Source organism: Streptomyces sp. NPDC002144 (assembly GCF_053593695.1).
This window is the reverse complement of the sequence record NZ_JBSFDB010000037.1, coordinates 35958-51825: the sequence shown is the minus strand read 5'-3', so window position 1 is coordinate 51825 and position 15868 is coordinate 35958. Positions and strand designations below refer to the sequence as shown.

Genomic DNA, 15868 nt, shown 5'->3' with positions numbered 1-15868 from the left:
TCAACGCGAAAGATCCCAGGCAATGTCTGCTGTGTCCGATCAGTCGACTCCGTCGACGGGCAGTTCCGGTGCTTCCTACGCGGCTGCCGGTGTCGACATCGAAGCGGGCGACCGCGCCGTGGAGCTCATGAAGGAGTGGGTGAAGAAGACCCAGCGCCCTGAGGTCCTCGGCGGCCTCGGCGGCTTCGCCGGCCTCTTCGACGCCTCCGCCCTGAAGAACTACGAGCGCCCCCTGCTCGCCTCCGCCACCGACGGCGTCGGCACCAAGGTCGACATCGCGCGCCGGCTGGGCGTCTACGACACCATCGGCCACGACCTGGTCGCCATGGTCATGGACGACATCGTGGTGTGCGGTGCCGAGCCGCTGTTCATGACCGACTACATCTGCGTCGGAAAGGTCCACCCCGAGCGGGTCGCCGCGATCGTCAAGGGCATCGCCGAGGGCTGTGTGCTCGCCGGCTGCGCCCTGGTGGGCGGCGAGACGGCCGAACACCCCGGGCTCCTTGGCGAGGACGACTTCGACGTCGCCGGCGCCGGTACGGGTGTCGTGGAGGCCGACCGGCTGCTGGGCGCGGATCGCATCCGTACGGGTGACTCCGTCATCGCCCTGGCGGCCTCCGGGCTTCACTCGAACGGGTACTCGCTCGTCCGGCACGTCCTGCTGGACCAGGCCGGCCTCTCCCTGGACGCGCGCGTGGAGGAGTTCGGCCGCACGCTCGGCGAGGAGCTGCTGGAGCCGACCAAGATCTACTCGCTGGACTGCCTGGCCCTCACCCGGACGACCGACGTGCACGCGTTCAGCCACATCACGGGCGGCGGACTCGCCGCCAACCTGGCCCGCGTGATCCCCGACACCCTGCACGCGATCGTCGACCGCTCCACCTGGACCCCGGCCCCGGTGTTCGACCTCGTCGGGAAGACGGGTCAGGTCGAGCGCCTGGAGCTGGAGAAGACCCTCAACATGGGCGTGGGCATGATCGCCGTCGTCCCCGAGGAGTCGACCGACGTGGCCCTCGCGACGCTGGCGGACCGCGGGGTCGAGGCCTGGGTCGCCGGAGAGATCACCGAGCGCGGGGACCACACGACGGGTGCGGAACTGGTCGGCTCGTACTCGGCCTGAAGCGCCTCCTGATCCCGACAGGCAGCGCAAAACCCGGTCCGGTGGTGTGGATCACCCCGGACCGGGTCAAGCGCAGCTGATACGTCAAGCACCGCGACGATGTTGGGACGACGGACCGGGCTGGTCGTCGTCGTCCTCATCGTCGTCGTTGTAGAGATCCGCGTACTGGGCGTACGGGTCGTCTTCGTCCTCGTCGTCCTCGAACGGCTCGCCGTTCGGCGGCTGGCTCGAAGTCGAAGCGCCCAGCTCACTGGCCAGACGCGACAGGTCAGTCCCGCCGCTGTTGTACTTCAGCTGGCGGGCGACCTTCGTCTGCTTGGCCTTGGCCCGGCCGCGCCCCATGGCTCGACCCCCTCGGTGACGGGGCTCGACGGCCCCAGAGTCTTGACACGCGTTCATGATCTGGAACGGGCTCTCCGTGGAGAGACCGGTCCGTAGGGCTTCCACGGTACCTGAGCCCGCGCCCATACGGTACGTCGCCCGCATGACGTGCCCGCGCCCAGGACCCTCGGGGTGCCCCGTCCCCGCTGGTCAACCGCGATTTTAACCACTTCTCGACGGGCGACCCGCCGACGGACGTGAGAGTTCTCTCTAAGTGCCCGCCGACGGGTACCGGCCAAACCCCGAAAGCCCCGGAAACCTTACGGAATCAGAGCGCCCCGCGGCCCTCCGCCATGCGCTGCTCGGCGATCCGGTCGGCCGCCGCGGCCGGCGGAATCCCGTCCGCTTTCGCACGTGCGAATATGGCCAGCGTGGTGTCGAAGATCTTCGCCGCCTTCGCCTTGCACCGCTCGAAGTCGAACCCGTGCAGCTCGTCGGCGACCTGGATGACACCGCCGGCGTTGACCACGTAGTCCGGCGCGTAGAGGATCCCGCGGTCGGCGAGGTCCTTCTCGACGCCCGGGTGGGCCAGCTGGTTGTTGGCCGCCCCGCACACGATCCGCGCGGTCAGCGCGGGCACGGTGTCGTCGTTCAGGGCGCCGCCCAGCGCACAGGGCGCGTAGATGTCGAGGCCGTCGACGCGGATCAGGGTCGCGGTGTCGGCGACCGCCGTGACGCCCTCGGGGTGCGCCGCGAGGATCCGCCCCACGGCCTCCTCGCGCACGTCGGTGATCACGACCTCGGCGCCCTCGTCCCGCAGGTGCCGCACCAGGTGGTGTCCGACCTTGCCGACGCCCGCGATGCCGACCTTGCGGTCCCGCAGCGACGGGTCGCCCCACAGGTGCTGGGCGCTGGCGCGCATGCCCTGGTAGACGCCGAAGGCGGTGAGCACGGAGGAGTCGCCCGCGCCGCCGTTCTCGGGGGAGCGCCCGGTCGTCCAGCGGCACTCGCGTGCGACGAGGTCCATGTCGGCGACGTACGTACCGACGTCGCAGGCGGTGACGTAGCGGCCGCCGAGGGAGGCGACCATGCGGCCGTAGGCGAGCAGCAGCGCCTCGGTCTTGTCCCGGTCCGGGTCGCCGATGATCACGGCTTTGCCCCCGCCGTGGTCGAGGCCGGCCATGGCGTTCTTGTACGACATCCCGCGCGCGAGGTTCAGCGCGTCGGCGACGGCCTCCGCCTCGCTCGCGTACGGGTAGAAGCGGGTACCGCCGAGCGCGGGGCCGAGGGCGGTGCTGTGGATGGCGATGACGGCCTTCAGACCGCTCGCGCGGTCCTGGCAGAGCACGACTTGCTCATGTCCGCCCTGGTCCGAGTGGAACAGGGTGTGCAGAACATCAGCAGGTGCGCCGGTTACGTCGGTCACTGTGGTGACTCCTGAGGCAGTAGCGGCGGGTCGGACTGGGCCCCTGGGGATCCCCCCACGCTTTTGGCAGAGGGGGAGGGTGGCGGGGCTGTGAGCAAGAATTTAGACCCTGATCGCCCCGCCATCCGCGCAGTGCTCAGGATCACCTACTGGTGGCGTGTGGCCGTGCGACGATTTGCATAGATTTCCCGCAGGTTTGTGTGCGGGTTCCGCAGGTTTTCCCGATGGTGGGCGGGGGAGGGAGCAGGCGTGCCCAAGGTGTCCTCGGTGATCGTCCCGTACGCGACCTACCTCCGCGTCTACGAACCGCTGGCCGCCTTCCCCGAGCCGGAGCGCAGCCACTGGGCGCGTTACGCCCGCCGCCCGCAGCGGCCCTCGTACCAGGACGAACTGCGTCGCTCGCTCGCCGACCTGCTGCCCACCCCGCCGATCCCGGTCCCGGTGCACGAGAGCAGTGACGCGTTCGTGGTGGATGTGGACGGGGTCGTGTGCGTGTGCCCCTGGCGGACCCGGCTGCGCGGCTGGCAGGCCCTGCAGGAGCTGCCCGAGGAACTGCCGAAGCCGGTCCTGGACGCGGTGCTGCCCGAGGTCGTACGGCGTCAGGCCACCCAGGACTACGAGCGCTGGCTGGCACGCAACCCGGACGCCCGTCCCTGGATCCGGACCTCGACCTGGCAGGTGCCGCTGCACTGGTTCGTGCTGGTCTCCGACGAGGAGCGGCGCTTCGACAAGGGGTCGGGCGAGATCCCGCCGATGCTGCGGTACCGCACGCCCATGGTGCAGGCGCGGCGGCGGGTGGCCCGGGCGCTGCGGGCGCTGAAGGACGCGCTCGACGAGGGGCCGCTCATCGACGGTCTGGTGGATGTGGGGCGCTGGCTGGAGGAGTTCCACCCGCGCTCGCTGGTCGAGCTGGACTACGGCGGGCTGGTGCACACGCTGCCGGCCGGCGCGCTCGAGGACGACCACTCGGCGGCCGACGTGGCCGAGGGCATCGAGGCGTTGCGGCTCGGTGACGGGGCGGCCGCGAGGACCGCGTACGGGCGGCTGGTGGAGCGCTGGCGGTCGGTCAGGGACCGGCGCTCGGCGAACTGACGTTTGACGGGACGCCCGTTTTGGGGTTTCGTCCTCGTTCAAGAAGTTCCCGTGTTCCCTTGAGCTTTCGCCGACGAGGGACGTAGGTCCCGATCCGGGCGTACACCTCACTGTGTGTCAAGAGTGACGGACCGCACGTACCCGGCTCTTGCGTCTCTTGCCCCTCCTCATGCCAAAATAGGACAAGGGGTTCGGGGGAGGCTCTTCTTTGGGGGGCTTGATGACTCCTGCGCGTCCTGTGACTGATCGTCACAGTGGCGTGACTGTCCGCTATGGCATGGTCCATCGGCTTCCGTCGGTGATGAACACCTGGAGGGGCAATTCCATCGGTTTGGCCGACGCGGCTGGACAGATGGTGTAGTTGTAGTGCCGAGGACAAGCCGTTCGTCCTATAACCGACTCGACTCGCGTCCGCCATTTCGGGCAACGCGGGTCAAGGTGCAGAATTTAGAGGAAAGAACCGAGAAGGTTCGGTTCTCCCGAGGAGGCCGCTCATGACCGCTCGCACCCCTGATGCCGAGCCGCTGCTGACCCCGGCTGAGGTCGCCACCATGTTCCGTGTGGACCCGAAGACGGTCACGCGGTGGGCGAAGGCCGGCAAGCTCACTTCCATCCGTACGCTCGGCGGGCACCGCCGTTACCGCGAGGCGGAGGTCCGTGCACTGCTCGCGGGCATTCCGCAGCAGCGCAGCGAGGCCTAACAACTCAATAGCGGGCAAACCGGCAGGTCCCCAACCGTGCCGAGGTGCCCGAACCCTAGCTCCAAACGACGCGGGTTCTGCCCCAACAGAGCCCACGCCCAAGCCCCCAGGGGCTTCTCAGGCAAGTGACAAGGGTGCGTCGTCGATCGCGCTGGACTCCGCCGGGTCCAGCGCGATCTTTTTTGTGCGCGTGGGGTGTGGGGCCGATCGCTCTGTGAGCGGGCTTGTCGGAGTCTGGGGAGGGGTGTCGGATCTCCTGTGGGCGGCCTCGGAAGGGGCCGGCGGGAGGGGTGACACTCGGGTGCAATTGCACATATTAAATTGACCAGTTGTAGGCGAGGTGTAAGTACCGCGGTTTCAGAAACTCATGCGGTGACACCCGTCACATGCCGGGGTCCTTGTTGCGGTTGCTCCAGGTGCGCTAAAGGGGGCATCTGATCCACCGTCCCCTGGCGCGGCGGGTGTTGGGAGTGTCCGGGGTCACGCACCGGCGGGGCTCTCGTCCTCGACCGTCTCGTCCGGTGCCTCGGCGGCTCTGGGGGTGGAGTCCATCGCCAGCCGCAGCAGATGGTGGCAGATCGGGCAGTGCCGGGTCAGATGCCCGTACGACGACGCGGCCGACAGATGCGCACGGAGCAACGCCCGCGTCTCGTGCCTGACCGAAGCCGCCATGCCCCACCTCCAGGGGCCGCACGGAACGGGCCCTGGTCCCTGGGTACCGAGGTATCCCGACGCCGTCAAGACGGCCTGGGATCCATGGGAAACGCTCACAGTGCCGATACGCAGGAGACCGGCCCCTCTGAAACCCCGCCAACCGCCCCACCGAAACAGGAAGAAGACCCGCACCCCTCACGGGGCCCGAGCCTCGCTGGCCGGCCAGCCGTTGCGGGCGCGGGCGCAGGTACGGGTCTTCGTCGCAGTCCTGGCGGGGTTTGCTGGGGTCGATTGCGGCGTGCGCCGCGGGCGCGCGGCCTCCAGCCGGGCGGGGGGGCCGGAGCAGGCGAGTGGCCCGCCCCCCTTGGCGGGTGCGGGTCTTGGTTGTGGTCCCGGCGGGGTTGCTGCGGTGGATTGCGGCGTGCGTCGCGGGCGCGCGGACTCCAGGCGGGCGGGCCGGGGCACGACGAAGGCCCGCGATTCCTTGGTGGGCGCGGGCCTTGGTTGCGGTCCTGGCGGGATTGCTGCGGTGGGCTGCGGCCTTGCGTCGCGAGCGCGGGCTCCGACTGGGCGGGGGGCCGGGGTAGAGGAAAGACCCGCCACCTTGCGGGTGCGGGTCTTGGTTGTGGTCCCGGTGGGGGTTGCTGCGGTGGACTGCGGCGTGCGTCGCGGGCGGGCGGTCTCAAGCCGGGCGGGCCGGGGCACGAAGAAGGCCCGCCACCCTTCGCGGGTGCGGGCCTTGTTGCGGTCCTGACGGGATTTGAACCCGCGGCCTCCACCTTGACAGGGTGGCGAGCACTCCAAACTGCTCCACAGGACCAGGTTTCGCGGCGCGATTCGTGCGTTGCGCTGCGAGAAGAGACTGTACAGGAGGGGAGCCGCCTGGTCGAACTCACTTAGTGTGCGGGGACCGTCACGGGGCCAGCTGGTCGATCGTCTTCACGATCCGCTTGTCGGAGACCGGATACGCCGTGCCGAGCGCGTGCGCGAAATAGCTGACCCGGAGCTCCTCGATCATCCAGCGCACGTCCAGAACCTGCTGCGGCACCGGACGCCCCTGCGGCATCTGCTCCAGCAGCCACGCGTACTCGTCCCGCATCTCGTGCACCTTCTCCATACGGGTCGTGTCCCGCTGGACGTTCGTCGGCATCTGCTGCAGCCGGCGGTCGGCGGCGACGAGATAGCGCATCAGGTCCGGCAGTCGGCGCAACCCCGCCTCCGTCACGAACCCGGGCTTCACCAGCGCGTCCAACTGCTGACGCACGTCCTGGAGGTTCGCCAGCAGCGCGGGGCTCCGTACGGCCTTCAGGCGGCGCTCACAGGCCTGCCAGGCGGCCAGCACCTGCTGCACCTGCCCGACCGCCCGCACCGTCGTGTCCACGATCTCCGCGCGCACCTTGTCGTACAGCTTCCGGTACGACTCCTCGTCCCACGCCGGCCCCCCGAAGTCACCGATCAGCCGGTCCGCCGCCGCCATCGCACAGTCGTCGAACAGCGCCTGGACCGAGCCGTGCGGATTCGCCGACAGGGCGAGCTTCTGGGCGTTCGTCAGGCGATCGCTCGCGAATCGCGCCGGATTGACCGGGATGTTGCGCAGGATCAGCCGTCGCGTGCCCTTCCACATCGCCTCCGCCTGCTCCGCCTCCGTGTCGAAGAGCCGGACCGAGACCGTGTCACCGTCGTCCACCAGCGCCGGGTACGCCTTGACGGGCTGCCCCGCCCGGCGGGTCTCGAAGACACGCGTAAGGGAGCCGATCGTCCAGTCGGTCAGACCCTTGCGTTCCAGGGACTCACCGCCCTGCCGCTCCGCGGTGGCCGCCGCGGCCTGCGAGATCGCCTGGCGCGCCTTCGGCTTCAACCGGAGCTTCAGCGCCTCCAGATCCTTGTCCTCCGCCAGCTTGCGACGGCGCTCGTCGACGATCCGGAAGGTGATCCGCAGATGGTCCGGCACCTTCGACCAGTCGAAGTCCTCCGCCTCGAAGGGGACGCCGACCATGCGCTTCAACTCGCGCGCCATCGTCGTCGTCAAGGGCTCCTGGAGCGGCACCGCCGAGTCGAGGAAGCGCTTCGCGAAGTTCGGCGCCGGCACGTAGTTGCGGCGGATCGGCTTGGGCAGGGAACGGATCAGCTCCGTCACCAACTCCTCCCGCAGACCCGGGATCTGCCAGTCGAAGCCCTCGTCCGTGACCTGGTTGAGCACCTGGAGCGGGATGTGGACCGTCACACCGTCCGCGTCCGCTCCCGGCTCGAACTGGTACGTCACCCGGAACTTGAGCTGCCCCTGCCGCCAACTGTCCGGATAGTCCGCCTTGGTGACCGCCTCCGCCGACTCCCGGATGAGCATCTCCCGCTCGAAGTCCAGGAACTCCGGCTGCTCGTGCCGCTTCCGCTTCCACCAGGAGTCGAAATGGGCGCCCGACACCACGTGTTCGGGCACCCGCTGGTCGTAGAAGTCGAAGAGCGCGTCGTCGTCGACCACGATGTCCCGGCGCCGGGCGCGGTGCTCCAACTCCTCGACCTCGCTGAGGAGTCTGCGGTTGTCGGCGAAGAACTTGTGGTGCGTGCGCCAGTCGCCCTCGACGAGCGCGTTGCGGATGAACAGCTCGCGACTGGCCTCCGGGTCGATCCGGCCGTAGTTGACCTTCCGGTCGGCGACGATCGGGACGCCGTACAGCGTGACCTTCTCGTACGCCATCACGGCCGCCTGGTCCTTCTCCCAGTGCGGCTCGCTGTACGTCCGCTTCAGCAGATGCTCCGCCAGCGGCTCGACCCACTCCGGCTCGATCCTGGCGTTGACGCGGGCCCACAGCCGCGAGGTCTCCACCAGCTCCGCCGACATCACGAACCGCGGCGGCTTCTTGAACAGCGACGAGCCCGGGAAGATCGCGAACTTGGCGTTGCGGGCGCCCAGATACTCGTTCTTCGCGCCCTCCTTCACGTCCTTCATGCCGATGTGGGAGAGCAGACCGGCGAGGAGCGAGACATGGACGCGGTCGGCGGGGGCGTCGTCCTCGTTGAGGTGGATGCCCATCTGCTTGGCGACCGTGCGGAGTTGGGTGTAGATGTCCTGCCATTCGCGAATGCGCAGGAAATTGAGGTACTCCTGCTTGCACATCCTGCGGAAGGACGACGAGCCCCGCTCCTTCTGCTGCTCCCTGATGTAACGCCACAGGTTCAGATAGGCCAGGAAGTCGCTGGTCTCGTCCCGGAAGCGGGCGTGCTGCTGGTCGGCCTGGGTCTGCTTGTCCGCGGGGCGCTCGCGCGGGTCCTGGATGGAGAGCGCGGCGGCTATCACCATGACCTCGCGGACACAGCCGTTCTTGTCGGCCTCCAGCACCATCCGGGCCAGACGCGGGTCGACGGGCAGCTGGGCCAGCTTCCGGCCGGTCTGCGTCAGCCGCTTCCGCGGGTCCTTCTCGGCCGGGTCGAGCGCGCCCAGCTCCTGCAGCAACTGCACGCCGTCACGGATGTTGCGGTGGTCCGGCGGATCGATGAAGGGGAACTTCTCGATGTCGCCGAGACCGGCCGCGGTCATCTGCAGGATCACGGACGCGAGGTTCGTGCGCAGGATCTCCGCGTCGGTGAACTCCGGACGGGCCTCGAAGTCGTCCTCCGAGTACAGCCGGATGCAGATGCCGTCACTCGTGCGCCCGCAGCGGCCCTTGCGCTGGTTGGCGCTGGCCTGGCTGATCGGCTCGATCGGCAGCCGCTGGACCTTGGTGCGGTGGCTGTAGCGGGAGATACGGGCGAAACCCGGGTCGATGACGTACTTGATGCCCGGAACGGTCAGGGAGGTCTCGGCGACGTTCGTCGCCAGAACGATCCTGCGCCCGGTGTGCGGCTGGAAGACGCGATGCTGCTCGGCGTGGGACAGCCGGGCGTACAGCGGCAGGACCTCCGTGAAGCGGTACTGCCTGCGGGTGAGCGCGTCGGCGGTGTCCCGGATCTCCCGCTCACCGGAGAGGAAGACGAGGATGTCCCCCTTCCCCTCCCCCATCAGCTCCTCGACGGCGTCCGTGATGGCCGTGATCTGGTCCCGGTCGGAGTCGTCCGAGTCCTCCTCCAGCAGCGGCCGGTAGCGCACCTCCACCGGATACGTCCGCCCGCTGACCTCGACGATCGGCGCGTCGCCGAAATGCCGGGAGAACCGCTCCGGATCGATGGTGGCCGAGGTGATGACGACCTTCAGATCGGGCCGGCGCGGCAGCAGCTGCGCCAGATACCCCAGCAGGAAGTCGATGTTGAGGGACCGCTCGTGAGCCTCGTCGATGATGATCGTGTCGTAGGCGCGCAGCTCGCGGTCGGTCTGGATCTCGGCGAGCAGGATGCCGTCCGTCATCAGCTTGATGAAGGTCGCGTCCTGGTTCACCTGATCGGTGAAGCGGACCTTCCAGCCGACGGCCTCACCGAGCGGGGTGTCCAGCTCCTCCGCGACCCGCTCCGCGACCGTACGGGCGGCGATACGACGGGGCTGGGTGTGCCCGATCATGCCGCGCACCCCACGTCCCAGCTCCAGGCAGATCTTCGGGATCTGGGTGGTCTTGCCGGACCCGGTCTCACCGGCGACGATCACGACCTGGTGATCGCGGATGGCGTCGGCGATGTCGTTCTTCTTCTGGCTGACCGGCAGTTGCTCGGGATACGTGACGGCGGGCACACGGGAGCGCCGGGCGCCGATGCGCTCCTCGGCCTTGCCGATCTCGCCCTCGATCTCGGCGAGCACGGCGGCGCGGGCCTCCGGCTTGCGGATCTTGCGCGCGCCTTCGAGCCTGCGCCCGAGCCGCTGCGCGTCGCGCAGGGAGAGCTCGGTCAGGCGGGGGGCGAGGGTGCCGAGGGCCGGGGTGCCGGTGGCCGGGGTGCCGGGGGCAGGGTGCGTAGACATACGCGATCCAGGATCTCATCCCCGGGAAATCCGTGGCGAACGATTTGTACCCGGTCGCTTCCGGGCCTCTTACGGCGTCCGCTGGGCGGGCGGCGCGACAGGTGGCGTGGAGCTCGGCGCGGCGGGCGGCGTGGCGGCCGGCGCGGCCTGCTGCCGTCCACTGCCGCCGTCCCCCAGAGCGATCGCCCTGGCCGTGTTCGACACGGCCTTGATGCCCAGATAGGCGGTGGTCATGCTGCTCACGGCGGTGAAGGCGGCGGTGAGCACGCCCACGATCACCGACTTGTCCCCGTCCAGCCGCCACACGCCGAAGATCGCGACCCCGGCGATGGCGAGATTGCTGATCACCACGGCCAGCAGCCCGTACCGGGCCCGGTCCTTCTCCAACTCGACGTCCCGAACGGCTCTGGCCTCACTCTGACTCATCGTCCCCGCCCCCTGCCCCTACGCCGACCCGCCAGAACGTAGCGCCGCAAGCCCCCGGTGCCAACCTGATCCCCACCATCAGCCACGCCCCTGCAACTCGGCGACCCGACATACAAAAAAGCCCCGATCCGAAGATCGGGGCCTCTGTTGTGGCTGGGGCCGGGGTCGAACCGGCGACCTATCGCTTTTCAGGCGATCGCTCGTACCAACTGAGCTACCCAGCCACGAGATCTTCGAGAAGATCTCAGCGGTCCTGACGGGATTTGAACCCGCGGCCTCCACCTTGACAGGGTGGCGAGCACTCCAAACTGCTCCACAGGACCAAGCTTTGTGAGCGACCACCAGTGTCGCACACGGTTTTGCGTGCCCCCAACGGGATTCGAACCCGTGCTACCGCCTTGAAAGGGCGGCGTCCTAGGCCGCTAGACGATGAGGGCTATCGGCCCGCCTGGGCGCTTCTCAGCGCGTCGGGGACGTGAGAAGCATATGGGATGCGGGGAGGGATCGCCAAAACGGTTTAGGGGGCCGAGGGGGAAGGGGCTGATGGGGTGGGTGTGGCGGGGGTGGCTCCGGGTTTGTTCTCTTCGGGCAGGTGGCGGCTGACCTCCGCCGTGGTCTCGCCCAGGCCGCCCAGCTTGATCGCGTCCCAGGCCTGCAGGCGTCGGCTGTCGCGGTCGAAGTAGAGGATCGAGGCCTCGATGGGGGCCGGGTACTTGTGTTCGAGGGCGCGCAGGCCGCTGCCGCCGGTGGAGCCCTCCATGCGCAGCCGGGTGCCGTACTTGAGGATCTCGTCGCCCTCGTGGTGCAGGTGTCCGCAGAGGACCAGGGGGACGGTGCCGTCGACCTCCCGGGCCGCGGACGGCTCGTGGATCATCGCGACGTCGACGGGGGTGCCGGTGGCCTTCTGGTCGTTCAGGGCGGAGGCGAGCCGGTCGCCGGCCAGTTGTTCGGAGGCGTCGGCGCCGGGCTTGTTGGAGCGGTCGGGGGTGAACTGGGGGTCGCCCATGCCGGCGAAGCGCAGTCCGGCGATGGTCTCCGCCTTGCCGCTGTCGAGGACGTGGACGTTCTTCATGCGTTCGAGGTAGCGCTGGGTGAGGTTGGAGTCGTGGTTGCCCCTGACCCAGACGTAGGGCGCCCCGAGGTCGGCGATGGGGTCCAGGAAGCCGTTCTCGGCCGCGGTGCCGTGGTCCATGGTGTCGCCGGTGTCGACGATGACGTTCACCTTGTACTGCTGTACGAGCGAGGCGATGATCTTCCAGCTCGCGGGGTTGAGGTGGATGTCGGATACGTGCAGGACGCGGATGGTGGTGGGGTCCGGCTGGTAGGCGGGGAGGGTGGAGGTGACGTCGTACAGCTTGGTCACGTTCGTCACCAGGCGGGCCAACTCCTTCTGGTAGACGTCGAATTCGGTGACGATGCTGCGGGCGTTGCCGACGAGGGAGGGGGCCGAGGAGAGCAGGCCGGAGTACTTGGGTTCGAGGACGGAGTCGGGGTTCCAGGTGGCGAAGGCGGTGGCGCCGGAGGCCATCAGCAGGGCGAGGGCGGTGCCGCCGGCGGCGAGGGCGCGGCCGGGGCGGCGGTAGACGGCGAGGCCGAGGGCGGTGGCGCCGGAGACGACGGCGACGCAGGAGCGCAGGGCGAGGTCGAGGGTGCCGTGTTGGACGTCGCGGGCGACTTCGTCCTGGAGGCCGGAGAGGCGTTCGGGGTGGTCGACGAGGGCTTGGGCGCGGACGGGGTCGAGCTGGTCGACGTTGACGTCGAGGCGGACCGGGGCGTGGTGGGTGTCGAGTTCGAGGGCGCCCAGGGGTGAGACGTTGATCTTCGTGCCGCCGGTGAGGGAGGGGCGCAGGGTCATGGTGGTGTTCATCGGCCCGACCGGGACGCGCACGTTGCCGACGATGAGGAGTCCGAGCCAGGCGCCGAGGAGTACGACGGCGACCAGTCCGAGGGCGCGTACCCAGGGGTGCGGTTGGGGGAGGAGTTCGGCGGTGGGGTGTTGTCGGCGGGAGCGGTAGTGGCGGGCGAGGGTGCGCGGGGAGGTGCGGATGCGGTTCACGACGGTCGACGCCATGGCGGGGACGCGGGCCATTGGTCCCGTATGCCCAAGTCCGGTCGCGGATATGCGAGCGGGTTGGTGACTCTCGTACGGGTGCTCGGTGGCTGACAATGGGCGTGTGCTGGAGATGACGCGCGAGGAGTTCGAGGAACTGGTCGCCGAGGCGTTGGACCGGATTCCGCCGGAGCTGACACGGCTGATGGACAACGTGGCGGTGTTCGTCGAGGACGAACCGCCCGCCGAGGACCCCGGGCTGCTCGGGCTGTACGAGGGCACTCCGTTGACGGACCGGGGGGAGTGGTACGCCGGTGTGCTGCCGGACCGGATCACGGTCTATCGGGGGCCGACGCTGCGGATGTGCGACACCCGGGAGGACGTGGTCGCGGAGACCGAGGTGACGGTGGTGCACGAGATCGCGCATCACTTCGGGATCGACGACGCGCGGCTGCACGCGCTGGGTTACGGGTAGGGGGCGCGGGGTGGGCGCGTGTCCTCTTGTGGGGGGCGGGAGTTGAACGGGTTGACTTCTCCCTCCGCCTGAGAGGTGGCTTCCGTGCGCCGCTTGTACGTACCCGTCCGTCTGGCCGTCACGGTCATGGCCGTCGCCGCGGCCGCCGGCTGTATGAGCGTGGGCCACGACGGGGGTGGCGGGGGCGCGAAGCCGGCGCACTCGGCGGGCCGGCGGGGCGGGGCGGATTCGGGCGGGGGGTCGGCGGTGTCGGGTGGCGGCTCCGGTATGGGGGCGGTGGCCGACGGGAAGCACGGGGGGAAGAAGGGCAAGGGGAAGGCGGGGGAGTCGGTGTCTCCGGGTGCCTCGCCGTCGGCGGGTGCCAGTGGTTCCGCTCCTGCGCGGGGCGGGCCGGGCAAGAGCGCCCAGCCGGGGGTGCCCACGCCGACGGGGGCGCAGCCGACGCCCACGCAGAGCGCCGAGCCGCCGACGCCGACCGCGCAGCCGACGTCGTCCGCGCCGGAGCCGCCGCCGTCCGCGGAGCCGTCGTCGTCGGCGCATCAGGACACGGGGACGCAGTTGGAGGACCGTGAGCCGGCGCCGACGGCCGGGTCGCCGGTGTGAGGTGCTGGGGGCGGGCACGTGACCTTGCCTACAGGGGCGGGATCTGGTTTGCCTTCGGGGGTGGGGGGTGCGTATGGTGGTAGATCGTTTGATCCCATTGCCCGGCGCCATTGCAGAGAGCGCCGCGTGGCGCGTTCTCTCCCTTGCCGTGGCTGACCGCATAGAGGCGGTCGTATTGCGAAATCACGGAGTTGACGGGCGCGTGCCGACGAGACTCCGGAAGGTTTCGCTTACGCATGTCCATTTCCAGTACTGATCACGTCGTCGTGCCCGAGAACGAGGGCACCGAGGACGCTGTCGAGGTCACCTTCGCGGACCTCGGTCTCCCCGAGGGCGTGGTGCGCAAGCTCGCCCAGAACGGCGTGACCACCCCCTTCCCGATCCAGGCCGCGACCATCCCGGACGCGCTGGCGGGCAAGGACATCCTCGGCCGTGGCCGCACCGGCTCCGGCAAGACGCTGTCGTTCGGTCTGCCGACCCTCGCCACGCTGGCCGGCGGTCACACCCAGAAGCACAAGCCGCGCGCGGTCATCCTCACGCCGACGCGTGAGCTCGCCATGCAGGTGGCGGACGCCCTGCAGCCGTACGGCGACGTCCTCGGCCTGAAGATGAAGGTCGTCTGCGGCGGTACGTCGATGGGCAACCAGATCTACGCCCTGGAGCGCGGCGTCGACATCCTCGTCGCCACGCCCGGTCGTCTCCGCGACATCATCAACCGCGGTGCCTGCTCCCTGGAGGACGTGCAGATCGCCGTTCTCGACGAGGCCGACCAGATGTCCGACCTGGGCTTCCTGCCCGAGGTCACCGAGCTGCTGGACCAGATCCCGGCCGGCGGTCAGCGCATGCTCTTCTCCGCGACGATGGAGAACGAGATCAAGACCCTCGTCGACCGGTACCTGAACAACCCGGTCCACCACGAGGTGGACGCCGCCCAGGGCGCGGTGACGACCATGTCGCACCACATCCTGATCGTGAAGCCCAAGGACAAGGCGCCGGTCACGGCCGCGATCGCCTCCCGCAAGGGCCGCACCATCATCTTCGTCCGCACCCAGCTGGGCGCCGACCGCGTGGCCGAGCAGCTGCGCGATGCGGGCGTGAAGGCGGACGCGCTGCACGGCGGCATGACGCAGGGCGCGCGGACCCGGACGCTGGCGGACTTCAAGGACGGGTACGTCAACGTCCTCGTCGCCACCGATGTCGCCGCCCGCGGCATCCACGTCGACGGCATCGACCTCGTCCTGAACGTCGACCCGGCCGGTGACCACAAGGACTACCTGCACCGCGCCGGCCGTACCGCCCGCGCGGGCCGCACCGGCACGGTCGTCTCGCTGTCCCTGCCGCACCAGCGCCGCCAGATCTTCCGGCTGATGGAGGACGCGGGCGTCGACGCCGGGCGTCACATCATCAACTCCGGTACGGCCTTCGAGCCCGAGGTCGCCGAGATCACCGGCGCCCGTTCGATGACCGAGGTCCAGTCCGAGTCCGCGGCCAACGCGGCCCAGCAGGCCGAGCGCGAGGTCGCCCACCTCACCAAGCAGCTGGAGCGGGCGCAGCGCCGGGCGAGCGAGCTGCGCGAGGAGGCCGACCGTCTGGTGGCCCGGGTCGCCCGCGAGCGCGGGGAGGACCCGGAGGTGGCGGTGGCCGAGGCGCAGGCCGAGGCTGCCGTGGAGGCGGCCGAGGTGTCCGTGCCCGAGCAGCCCGCCGCGCAGGACGTGGAGCGTACGGAGGCCGCGCCGTCTTACGAGCGTCGCGAGCGTCGGGACAACGACCGGGGCGGTTTCCGCCGTGACGACCGCCGGGACGACCGGGGTGGCCGTTCCTTCGAGCGCCGCGACGACCGTGGTGGCCGTGGGTTCGAGCGTCGGGACAACGACCGTGGCGGTTTCCGCCGTGACGGTCGTGACGACCGTCGTGATGACCGGGGTGGCCGTTCCTTCGAGCGTCGCGACGACCGTGGCGGGCGTGGGTTCGAGCGTCGGGACAACGACCGTGGCGGTTTCCGCCGTGACGACCGTCGTGACGACCGGGGTGGCCGTTCCTTCGAGCGTCGCGACGACCGTGGCGGGCGTGGGTTCGAGCGTCGGGACAACGACCGTGGCGGTTTCCGCCGTGACGACC

General features: G+C 69.6%; 12 protein-coding genes and 4 tRNA genes. 6 read left to right on the top strand and 10 right to left on the bottom strand.

The window, feature by feature from the left end:
- The first annotated feature begins 22 nt into the window (after window positions 1–22).
- Window positions 23–1120, top strand: coding sequence for a phosphoribosylformylglycinamidine cyclo-ligase (gene purM, locus ACWCQ1_RS38875; protein ID WP_207930009.1), 1098 nt, complete (start codon window positions 23–25; stop codon window positions 1118–1120).
- Between the two features lie 84 nt (window positions 1121–1204).
- On the opposite strand, the gene ACWCQ1_RS38870 is transcribed toward purM, so the two are convergent.
- Both ACWCQ1_RS38870 and ACWCQ1_RS38865 read right to left on the bottom strand, forming a co-directional pair.
- On the bottom strand, window positions 1205–1462 hold the full coding sequence (locus ACWCQ1_RS38870) for a DUF3073 domain-containing protein (protein WP_133049037.1): 258 nt from the start codon (window positions 1460–1462) through the stop codon (window positions 1205–1207).
- 307 nt (window positions 1463–1769) lie between these two features.
- On the bottom strand, window positions 1770–2867 hold the full coding sequence (locus ACWCQ1_RS38865) for a Leu/Phe/Val dehydrogenase (RefSeq protein WP_451028484.1): 1098 nt from the start codon (window positions 2865–2867) through the stop codon (window positions 1770–1772).
- A 249-nt stretch (window positions 2868–3116) separates the two neighbouring features.
- On the opposite strand from ACWCQ1_RS38865, the gene ACWCQ1_RS38860 reads away from it, so the two are divergent.
- Both ACWCQ1_RS38860 and bldC read left to right on the top strand, forming a co-directional pair.
- Window positions 3117–3959: a hypothetical protein gene (locus ACWCQ1_RS38860; RefSeq protein WP_451028483.1), complete on the top strand. Its 843-nt coding sequence runs from the start codon at window positions 3117–3119 to the stop codon at window positions 3957–3959.
- 494 nt (window positions 3960–4453) lie between these two features.
- Window positions 4454–4660 carry a developmental transcriptional regulator BldC gene (bldC, locus tag ACWCQ1_RS38855; protein WP_003949541.1) on the top strand — a complete coding sequence of 69 codons (207 nt, stop codon included), beginning with the start codon at window positions 4454–4456 and terminating at the stop codon, window positions 4658–4660.
- Window positions 4661–5140: 480 nt separating this feature from the next.
- Here the strand turns inward: bldC and ACWCQ1_RS38850 are convergent, their stop codons facing one another.
- From ACWCQ1_RS38850 to ACWCQ1_RS38815, 8 genes are all read right to left on the bottom strand, one after another.
- Window positions 5141–5332 (bottom strand): DUF6274 family protein, encoded by a 192-nt coding sequence (locus tag ACWCQ1_RS38850; protein WP_133049034.1) that lies wholly within the window; start codon window positions 5330–5332, stop codon window positions 5141–5143.
- 727 nt (window positions 5333–6059) lie between these two features.
- A tRNA-Asp gene (locus tag ACWCQ1_RS38845) sits at window positions 6060–6134 on the bottom strand.
- Between the two features lie 93 nt (window positions 6135–6227).
- A complete protein-coding gene (hrpA, locus tag ACWCQ1_RS38840; RefSeq protein ID WP_451028482.1) occupies window positions 6228–10196 on the bottom strand; it encodes an ATP-dependent RNA helicase HrpA in 3969 nt (1322 codons plus the stop codon).
- Window positions 10197–10265: 69 nt separating this feature from the next.
- Complete coding sequence (locus ACWCQ1_RS38835) at window positions 10266–10622, bottom strand: hypothetical protein (protein ID WP_133049032.1); 357 nt, start codon at window positions 10620–10622, stop codon at window positions 10266–10268.
- Between the two features lie 150 nt (window positions 10623–10772).
- A tRNA-Phe gene (locus ACWCQ1_RS38830) sits at window positions 10773–10846 on the bottom strand.
- 24 nt (window positions 10847–10870) lie between these two features.
- A tRNA-Asp gene (locus ACWCQ1_RS38825) sits at window positions 10871–10945 on the bottom strand.
- A 41-nt stretch (window positions 10946–10986) separates the two neighbouring features.
- Window positions 10987–11059: transfer RNA gene (locus ACWCQ1_RS38820), tRNA-Glu, on the bottom strand.
- A gap of 80 nt (window positions 11060–11139) precedes the next feature.
- On the bottom strand, window positions 11140–12711 hold the full coding sequence (locus ACWCQ1_RS38815) for a metallophosphoesterase family protein (protein WP_358607744.1): 1572 nt from the start codon (window positions 12709–12711) through the stop codon (window positions 11140–11142).
- 85 nt (window positions 12712–12796) lie between these two features.
- Here ACWCQ1_RS38815 and ACWCQ1_RS38810 point away from each other — a divergent pair, with 85 nt between their 5' ends.
- From ACWCQ1_RS38810 to ACWCQ1_RS38800, 3 genes are all read left to right on the top strand, one after another.
- Window positions 12797–13147: a metallopeptidase family protein gene (locus ACWCQ1_RS38810; RefSeq protein WP_133049031.1), complete on the top strand. Its 351-nt coding sequence runs from the start codon at window positions 12797–12799 to the stop codon at window positions 13145–13147.
- A gap of 84 nt (window positions 13148–13231) precedes the next feature.
- A complete protein-coding gene (locus ACWCQ1_RS38805; protein WP_358607747.1) occupies window positions 13232–13750 on the top strand; it encodes a hypothetical protein in 519 nt (172 codons plus the stop codon).
- A 236-nt stretch (window positions 13751–13986) separates the two neighbouring features.
- The coding region (locus tag ACWCQ1_RS38800) for a DEAD/DEAH box helicase (protein ID WP_451028481.1) at window positions 13987–15868 on the top strand (1882 nt) is incomplete at its 3' end.

Excerpts from the sequence above, each read along its gene's own strand:
- ACWCQ1_RS38870 (WP_133049037.1), bottom strand. The coding sequence starts at position 1,462 with ATGGGGCGCGGCCGGGCCAAGGCCAAGCAGACGAAGGTCGCCCGCCAG.
- hrpA (WP_451028482.1), bottom strand. The coding sequence starts at position 10,196 with ATGTCTACGCACCCTGCCCCCGGCACCCCGGCCACCGGCACCCCGGCC.
- purM (WP_207930009.1), top strand. The coding sequence starts at position 23 with ATGTCTGCTGTGTCCGATCAGTCGACTCCGTCGACGGGCAGTTCCGGT.
- ACWCQ1_RS38835 (WP_133049032.1), bottom strand. The coding sequence starts at position 10,622 with ATGAGTCAGAGTGAGGCCAGAGCCGTTCGGGACGTCGAGTTGGAGAAG.
- ACWCQ1_RS38850 (WP_133049034.1), bottom strand. The coding sequence starts at position 5,332 with ATGGCGGCTTCGGTCAGGCACGAGACGCGGGCGTTGCTCCGTGCGCAT.
- ACWCQ1_RS38815 (WP_358607744.1), bottom strand. The coding sequence starts at position 12,711 with ATGGCCCGCGTCCCCGCCATGGCGTCGACCGTCGTGAACCGCATCCGC.
- bldC (WP_003949541.1), top strand. The coding sequence starts at position 4,454 with ATGACCGCTCGCACCCCTGATGCCGAGCCGCTGCTGACCCCGGCTGAG.